Origin of the sequence: Streptomyces sp. NPDC004542, assembly GCF_040610035.1 — a bacterium.
Classification (GTDB): Bacteria; Actinomycetota; Actinomycetes; order Streptomycetales; family Streptomycetaceae; genus Streptomyces.
The window spans coordinates 1-7,730 of sequence record NZ_JBEXLP010000162.1 but is presented as its reverse complement, the minus strand read 5'-3'; the positions used below and the strand labels follow the sequence as shown (position 1 = coordinate 7,730).

Here is a 7,730-nt window from a genome sequence, read left to right as displayed (position 1 = left end):
CACCATCCAGACCCTCCCGGACGACCGGGGAACGGTGTCGGTACCGCAGGCGCACGAAGACCTGGCGGTACTGCAGAAGTAGGGACGAGCGCACCCGCCCGCCGTCCCGTACGGCCCGCCCACGCGCGGGCCGTACCCGGCCGGGCTTCCTCGTGTGCGACCCGCCCGGTCCCCGCCCCCAGCAGCACCCTGTCCCACCCCTTTACTCACGTTTACTCACGCCACTTCGGGAGCGTTCTCACCATGACCGCCGTACGAACCGAGACCACTGCCCAGTCGGCCTCAGACACCTCCTTCCCGCCCGGCTTCATCTGGGGAGCCGCCACCGCCGCGTACCAGGTGGAGGGCGCCGCCACCGAGGACGGCCGCACCCCGTCCATCTGGGACACCTACAGCCACACCCCCGGGAAGGTCCTCAACGGCGACACCGGTGACATCGCTGCGGACCACTACCACCGGTACCGCGACGACGTGGCGCTGATGAAGGACCTCGGCCTCAAGGCCTACCGGTTCTCCGTCTCCTGGTCCCGGGTGCAGCCCACCGGCCGGGGGCCCGCCGTCGAGCGCGGCCTCGACTTCTACCGCCGGCTCACCGACGAGCTCCTGGAGGCGGGCATCACCCCCGTCGCCACCCTCTACCACTGGGACCTCCCCCAGGAACTGGAGGACGCGGGCGGCTGGCCGCACCGTGACACCGCGGACCGCTTCGCCGACTACGCCGAGATCATGGCCCGCGCCCTGGGCGACCGCATCGGGGTGTGGACCACCCTCAACGAGCCCTGGTGCTCGGCGTTCCTCGGCTACGGCTCCGGCGTGCACGCCCCGGGGCGCACCGACCCGGCGGCCACCCTGCGCGCCGCGCACCACCTGAACCTGGCCCACGGGAAGGCGATCGGGGCCCTGCGGGACAACCTGCCCTCGACCGCGCAGACCTCCATCACCCTCAACCTGCACCAGGTGCGCCCGCTCGGCGACAGCGCCGCGGACGCCGAAGCGGCCCGCCGTATCGACGCGGTCGGCAACCGGATCTTCACCGGCCCGATCCTGGACGGGGCCTATCCCGAGGACCTGCTCGCCGACACCGCCCACATCGTCGACTGGGCGGAGCTGGTGCACGACGGCGACCTGGCCGAGATCTCCCGTCCCATCGACGTGCTCGGCGTCAACTACTACGCCCCGACCGTGGTCTCCGCGGCCGCCGACGGTGACGCCAGCACCCGCAACGACGGCCACGGCGCGAGCGACCACTCGCCGTGGACGGGCTCCAGCGACGTCACCTTCCACCTCGCGAACGACCAGCTCACCGCGATGAACTGGGCCATCGACCCCAACGGGCTGCACACCCTGCTCACCGACCTGGCGGCCTCGCACCCCGAGCTCCCGCTGATGGTCACCGAGAACGGCGCCGCCTTCGACGACTACATCTCCCCCGAGGGCCGGGTGAACGACCCGCAGCGGATCGCCTACCTGCACGCGCACCTGGACGCCGTCCGGCGGGCCATCGCCGACGGCGCCGACGTACGCGGCTACTTCCTGTGGTCCCTGCTGGACAACTTCGAGTGGGGCTACGGCTACTCGAAGCGCTTCGGCGCCGTCTACGTCGACTACTCCACCCAGCGCCGCATCCCCAAGGCGAGCGCCCACTGGTACGCCGAGGTGATCGGCCGGAACGCGCTGCCGGGCGTCGGCGAGCGGGGCTGAGCCAGTACGGCCCAGGCCGCGGTGGCGCCGCCGGGACACCGGCCGCGCCACCGCGGCGACCCCTTTCCGGGCGGTGGGAGAAAGGCCCTCGACGAGGGACGATGGGATCGGGGCGGCCGGATCGGCCGGATCACGACTGTTACATTCCTGGCCTGAAGGCTGCGAACGGAAGGCGGCGACTATGGCGGTCAAGGGTGAGCGGAGCCGGGGCACCCGGCGGCCGACCCTGGAGGAGGTCGCCGCCCGGGCCGGCGTGGGCCGCGGCACGGTGTCGCGGGTGATCAACGGCTCGCCCCGGGTCAGCGACGCGACCCGCGCGGCCGTGGAGGCGGCCGTCCACGAACTCGGCTACGTTCCCAACACCGCCGCCCGTGCTCTGGCCGCCAACCGCACGGACGCGATCGCGCTGGTCGTTCCCGAGCCGGAGACCCGGTTCTTCGCGGAGCCGTACTTCTCCGACATGCTCAGCGGCGTCGGCGCCGAACTGTCCGAGACCGAGATGCAGTTGCTGCTGATCTTCGCGGGAAGCGACCGCGAACGGCGCCGGCTCGCCCAGTACCTGGCCGCCCACCGGGTGGACGGGGTGCTGCTGGTGTCCGTGCACGCCGACGACCCGCTGCCCGACCTGGTGACCCAGCTGGAGATCCCGGCCGTGATCAGCGGACCGCGCTCGGCGACGGAGACGCTGACCTCCGTGGACTCCGACAACTACGGCGGCGCCCGCTCGGCCGTGGAGCACCTGCTGGCCCGCGGCCGCCGCACGATCGCCCACATCACCGGCCGGCTCGACGTGTACGGCGCCCAGCGCCGCGTCGACGGCTACCGAGAGGCGCTGCTGGACGCGGGCCGCTCCGCGGACGAACTCCTCATCGAACCGGGGGACTTCACCGAGGAGGGCGGCCGGCGCGCGATGACCAGACTGCTGGAGCGCAGTCCCGGCGTGGACGCGGTGTTCGCCGGCTCCGACGTCATGGCGGCCGGGGCTCGGCAAGTGCTGCGCGAGGCGGGCCGCCGCATCCCCGACGACGTGGCCCTGGTCGGCTACGACGACTCGGCCATCGCCCGCCACATGGACCCGCCGCTCACCAGCGTCCGCCAGCCCATCCAGGAGATGGGCCGCGCGATGATCGACCTGCTCCTCGATGAGATCGCGGACCGCCGTCCGGTCGTCGCCCGGGGGCCGCAGCGGCGGCAGGTGGTGCTGCCCACGGAACTGGTGCCGCGCGCGTCGTCCTGAGCGGGGACGGGGCGCCGTCCGTCGCCGGTCGGGGGCGGCGGAGGCGGCGTCGAGAGGACGCGGCGACACCGACAGATGTCGTGGTGGTCGGAGGTCTCATCGTGGATGGACGATCCCGGCACCGCGGCGGGGCTGGGGAAGGCGTGCCGCAGCGAGGTTCACCACGGCGCAGACCGGATGGCCGGCCGCGGGCGGCCCACCGGCGTGGCTGGGCGTGTACGCGGCGATCCGCCGCTGGAGCCGGCCACCGGGTGGATCCCCGACGGCGGCCACCGCGCCGGTAGGGCTGCGCGAGGGGCGGATATTAGCACAGGTGGCATAAGTCGGGGAGCGACGTACCCGCGCTGGTCGGGGTACGGCAGACTGGTGCGCATCCGGTGGTGTCCGGCCGGGTGTGCACCGGCCGGAACAGAGGGGAAGGGAAGCCCGCAGATCCGTGAGTGACGAGTTCGACGCCTCGGAGCCCTCGGCCTCGGAGCCCGTTGACGAGGGTGCGTTCGGCATCGACGCGTTCTCCGTCGACGACCGGCTGCGGCTGTTCCACTTCGCCGCCGCCGAGAAGCGCCACGAGTACCTGTGGCTGCTGCGGGCCTTCGACCGCGGGCGTGCCAACTACCAGGTGCTGCTGCACGCTTCGGACGTGGCGGGGCTGCTGGAGCGCCTCGCCCTCGACCATCCCGCCGCGGGCGCCGCCGGCGGGCCCGCCGGTGTGCAGCCGCTGCTCGACGCGCTCGCGGAGTGGCAGGTCCTGGACCGGTCCTACGACGGGACGCGCGCCGCGAACCTCGCCGAGTACCGCAACCGCCACTACGTGTACCAGTTCACCCAGGCCGGATACCGGGCGTACCGGGCGGTGGAGGACGTGCTCGGCGCCAGCCTGGAGGACGCCCAGCTCTCCCGCCTCGTCTTCCCCGACATCCTCGGCGACCTGCGCGCCCTGGCCGAGGCCAACACCGCGGGCGACGCCGAGGAGGTGTACCGCAAGCTCGGCCGTCTCGACTCGGTGCTGAACGAGATGGCACAGCGCGCCGCCCGCTTCTACCTCATGCTGGGCGACCTGGCGCGCACCAACGACGCCCGGCCCGAGGTGTTCCTCGCCCACAAGGACACGCTCCTCGCGCACATGCGGGAGTTCACCGCCGAACTCGGCCGCTACGCTCCACTGCTGGCCGAGGCCGTCGAGAAGGCCGCGGCCACCGGCGTGGACCGCATGATCGAATACGCGGCCGAGGCCGACGAGCGGCTCTTCCGCAGCCCCGCCGAGCGCCTGGCGGACTGGCGCCACCGGTGGGACGGCATCGCCCACTGGTTCGCGCAGCGCGAGCACAGCGAGACCGAGCGGCTGCAGGACGCCACCGTCACCGCGATCCGCTCCGTTCTCGCTCTGCTGCGCCGGGTCACCGAGGCACGCCGTGGCGGGGTGAGCCGGGAGAGCCAGCTGCGCCATCTCGCCCAGTGGTTCACCTCCTGCGAGAGCGACGAGGACGCGCATGCCCTGTTCCAGGCGGTCTTCGGGCTCGGCGCACCCCGCCACATCGGCGTCCCGTACGCCGATCCCGAGCTGATCCCGGGGCGTACGTCCTGGTGGGAGGCGGAACCGGTCGAACTCGCCCGCACCCTGGTCCAGTCCGGCCGCACCCCCGCCCTGCACGGCCCCGGCCGCATCGAACGCGACGACGACCGGCGGGCCCTGCTCCGCGCCGAACAGCTCAAGGAACAGGCCGAGCGCCGGGATGCCGCGAACTCCCTCGCCTCGGACGGTGTGTACGGCCGGACGCTCGACGAGCCCGAGACACGGGCTCTGCTGGCCCTGCTGGACGTGGCCCTCGCCGCCCGCGTCCCCGCCAGCCGCCGGGTCACCGCCGCTTCCGGCTCCGCCCACGGGGTCCGGCTCACCCTCACCCCCGCCGAGGGTTCCACCACCGTCGACACCGTGCGCGGGCGTCTCCATCTCGACGGGCTGCGCCTGGAGGTCACCGCATGAACCGTACGAGCCGGCACCGGGGCAGGACCGCGTGAGCCGCGTCGCCGAGGGTGTCTCCCCGCTCGAACTCGCCGACTACCAGAAGGCGGTACGGCTCGTCCTGCGGCATCCGCTGATCACACCCGGGTACCCGGACAAGGCGGCGCTGGCGACCGTGCGCCGCTGGGCCGACCAGCTGCGCACCGACCTGATGGAGGTGCTCGGCCACCGGCTCGTCACCACCGCCGACACCGCCCGGCTCCAGCGTGCCCAGGACGGCCTGGACGCCACCCGCCCGGCCCTCACCCGCGCGGGACGGCCCTTCGACCGCCGCCGCTACGCCTACCTCGTCCTCACCCTGGCGGCCCTGGGCCGTCACGGAGCGCAGGTGGCGCTCGGCGAGCTGGCCGACGCGGTCGCCGCCGACGCCGTACGCATCGACGGACTCGGCCTCGACACCGCGCGCAAGCCCGACCGGGACGCCTTCGTCGACGCCGTCACCTGGCTCACCGAGCGCGGCGCGCTCACCCTCGCCGACGGCTCCGCCACAGCCTGGGCCGGCGACCCCGAGCGGGCCGAGGCCCTGTACGACATCGACCGGGAGATCCTCCTCGCCGTCCATCATCCGACCCGCGTCCTGCAACACCTGACCTCGGTCACGGCGCTCCTGGACTCGGCCGGTGCGCTGGGCATGTCCGCAGGGCGTGCGGCCCAGCGTCGCGATCAGGCCCGCCGGGCCCGCCGCCTGGTGCTGGAGAATCCGGTCGCGTACTACGCCGACGCCGACACCGAACTCCTGGGCCAGCTGCGAGCCCCCGCCCTCGCCGAGGACCTGGAGCGACTGACCGGGCTGACGGTGGAGCGGCGGGCCGAGGGCGTGGCGCTCATCGACACCTCCGGCAGGCTGTCCGACATCCGTTTCCCCGGCGGCGGTACCGTCGCGCAGGCCGCGCTGCTGCTGGCCGCCCGGATCAGCGCCGCCGTCCAGCGCTCCGGACGGCACGCCCTCGAACTGCTGCCCGCGCCCACCGCCGCCGAACGCCTCGCGGCGCGCGCACGGCGTGTCGACACGGCTCTGCCGTCGCGTGGTCCGGTCGCCGAACTCGCCGCACTCGCAGAGCCGGACGAGGCGTCGGCGTACGCGGCACCCGGTGACGAGGGGCAGGAACCGGCGGAGACCCGGTACCCCTTCGTCACGGACTCCTGGCTCCGGGGCAGACTCAAGGAGATCACCGCCGAGTACGGCGCGGGCTTCGCCGCCGATCTGCGCGGCGACCCGGACCGGCTGCTGGACCAGGCGCTCGACCTGCTGGCCGCCATGTCGCTGATCGCCCGGGTCGACGGCGGGGCCCTCGCGCTTCCGCTGCTCGCCCGCTACCGGGGGGTCACCGCCCGGGTGAAGACCCGCACGGCGGCCGTGCCGCCCTCCCAGACAACCCTGTTCACCGACGACATCGCCAAGGACCCGACTCCGTGAGCACCCCCGCTCCCACCCAGGCCCCCGCCACCTCAGCCCGGTTCGTCCCCACCCGCGCCGGGATCATCAACCTGTGGGACTACCGGGACGAGGAGTTCTCCTTCGCGGGCGGCTGGCTGGTGCTGCGGGGCCCCAACGGGTCCGGGAAGACCAAGGCACTGGAGGTTCTGTTCCCGTTCGTCCTCGACGGCCGTATCGACCCCAAGCGGCTCAACCCGTTCGCCGCCGAGGACCGCACGATGAAGTCCAACCTGCTCTTCCGCGGGCAGGACAGCGCGCTCGGGTACGTCTGGATGGAGTTCACCCACCGGGAGACCGGCGAGGCCGTCACCTGCGGCATCGGGCTGCACGCCCAGCGGCACCGCGACACACCCGCCCGCTGGCACTTCGTCGCCGACGGCCGCGTCGGCGAGGACTTCTCCCTCCTCACCCACGACGACCGGCCGATGACGAGGAAGCAGCTCGCCGCCGAACTCGGACGTGAGCTGATCACCTCCACGGCCGACTACCGTGCCGCCGTCGACCAGCGCCTGTTCGGCCTCGGACCGGAGCGGTACGAGCAACTGCTCACCCTGATCCTGACCCTGCGCCGCCCGCAGCTCGCCAAGAACCTCGACCCGGCCAAGCTCTCCGACACCCTCACCGCCGGCCTGCGCCCGCTCGACGACGACCTGATCGCCGAGGCGGCCCGCTCCTTCGACGACATGGAGTCCGTGCAGCGCACGCTGGAGGGGCTGGCCGCCGCCGACGACGCCACCCGCGCCTTCCTCGCGAGCTACTCCACCTATCTGCGGGTCCACGCCCGCGCCGCCGCGGACCGGCTCACCACCCGCCGCGCCGAGACCGCCGAGCGCGCCGCCGCGCTGCGCACCGCCACCACGGACCTGGCGGCGGCCCGGGAACAGCAGGCCGCCGCCGGGAGGCGCGCCGAGTCGGCCGACGCCGCGCTCGCCGCCCGGCGCGCCCGTCTCGACCAGCTGCGCTCCTCCGCCGCCTACCAGGCCGTCGAGCAACTGGCCGACCTGGAACGCCTGGTGCGCACCTGCGAGCAGACCGCCCGGCAGGCGAGCGCCGAACGTGAACGCCGCACCACCGCAACCGGCCGCGCCCGCGCCGAGGCCGAACACGCCGCCCGGCTCGCCGTCGAACTCGACGCCGCCGTCTCCCGGGACGCCGCCGCCGTCGCCGACCACGCCCACACCGCCGGCCTCCCCTGGACCCCGGCGGACGCCGACCCCGCCCGTCTCGCCGAACGCTCCGCCGCACTCGCCGCCGCCCGCCACGAGGGCGTCCGGGCCGTGGGGGCCCCCCCCCCCGCGGGGGGCCGCGCCCGCCCCCCCCCGGACCACCCC

At 73.9% G+C, this 7,730-nt stretch carries 4 protein-coding genes and 1 pseudogene; all 5 read left to right on the top strand.

The genetic code is table 11. From position 1 onward, the window contains the following. Positions 1 to 243: 243 nt before the first annotated feature. Positions 244 to 1,701: a GH1 family beta-glucosidase gene (locus tag ABZX30_RS37375; RefSeq protein WP_355942686.1), complete on the top strand. Its 1,458-nt coding sequence runs from the start codon at positions 244 to 246 to the stop codon at positions 1,699 to 1,701. Positions 1,702 to 1,882: 181 nt separating this feature from the next. Further along, on the top strand, positions 1,883 to 2,938 hold the full coding sequence (locus ABZX30_RS37370; RefSeq protein ID WP_355942684.1) for a LacI family DNA-binding transcriptional regulator: 1,056 nt from the start codon (positions 1,883 to 1,885) through the stop codon (positions 2,936 to 2,938). A gap of 436 nt (positions 2,939 to 3,374) precedes the next feature. Then, entirely contained in the window at positions 3,375 to 4,922 is a 1,548-nt protein-coding gene (locus ABZX30_RS37365; RefSeq protein ID WP_355942682.1) for a TIGR02677 family protein, read from the top strand. A gap of 31 nt (positions 4,923 to 4,953) precedes the next feature. After that, positions 4,954 to 6,378, top strand: coding sequence for a TIGR02678 family protein (locus ABZX30_RS37360; RefSeq protein ID WP_355942680.1), 1,425 nt, complete (start codon positions 4,954 to 4,956; stop codon positions 6,376 to 6,378). Then, positions 6,375 to 7,730: pseudogene (locus ABZX30_RS37355) on the top strand (TIGR02680 family protein); the annotation flags it as partial. The gene ABZX30_RS37360 and the pseudogene ABZX30_RS37355, both read left to right, overlap by 4 nt.

Coding starts and splice junctions, on each gene's coding strand:
- ABZX30_RS37375 (WP_355942686.1), top strand. CDS start 244: ATGACCGCCGTACGAACCGAGACCACTGCCCAGTCGGCCTCAGACACC.
- ABZX30_RS37370 (WP_355942684.1), top strand. CDS start 1,883: ATGGCGGTCAAGGGTGAGCGGAGCCGGGGCACCCGGCGGCCGACCCTG.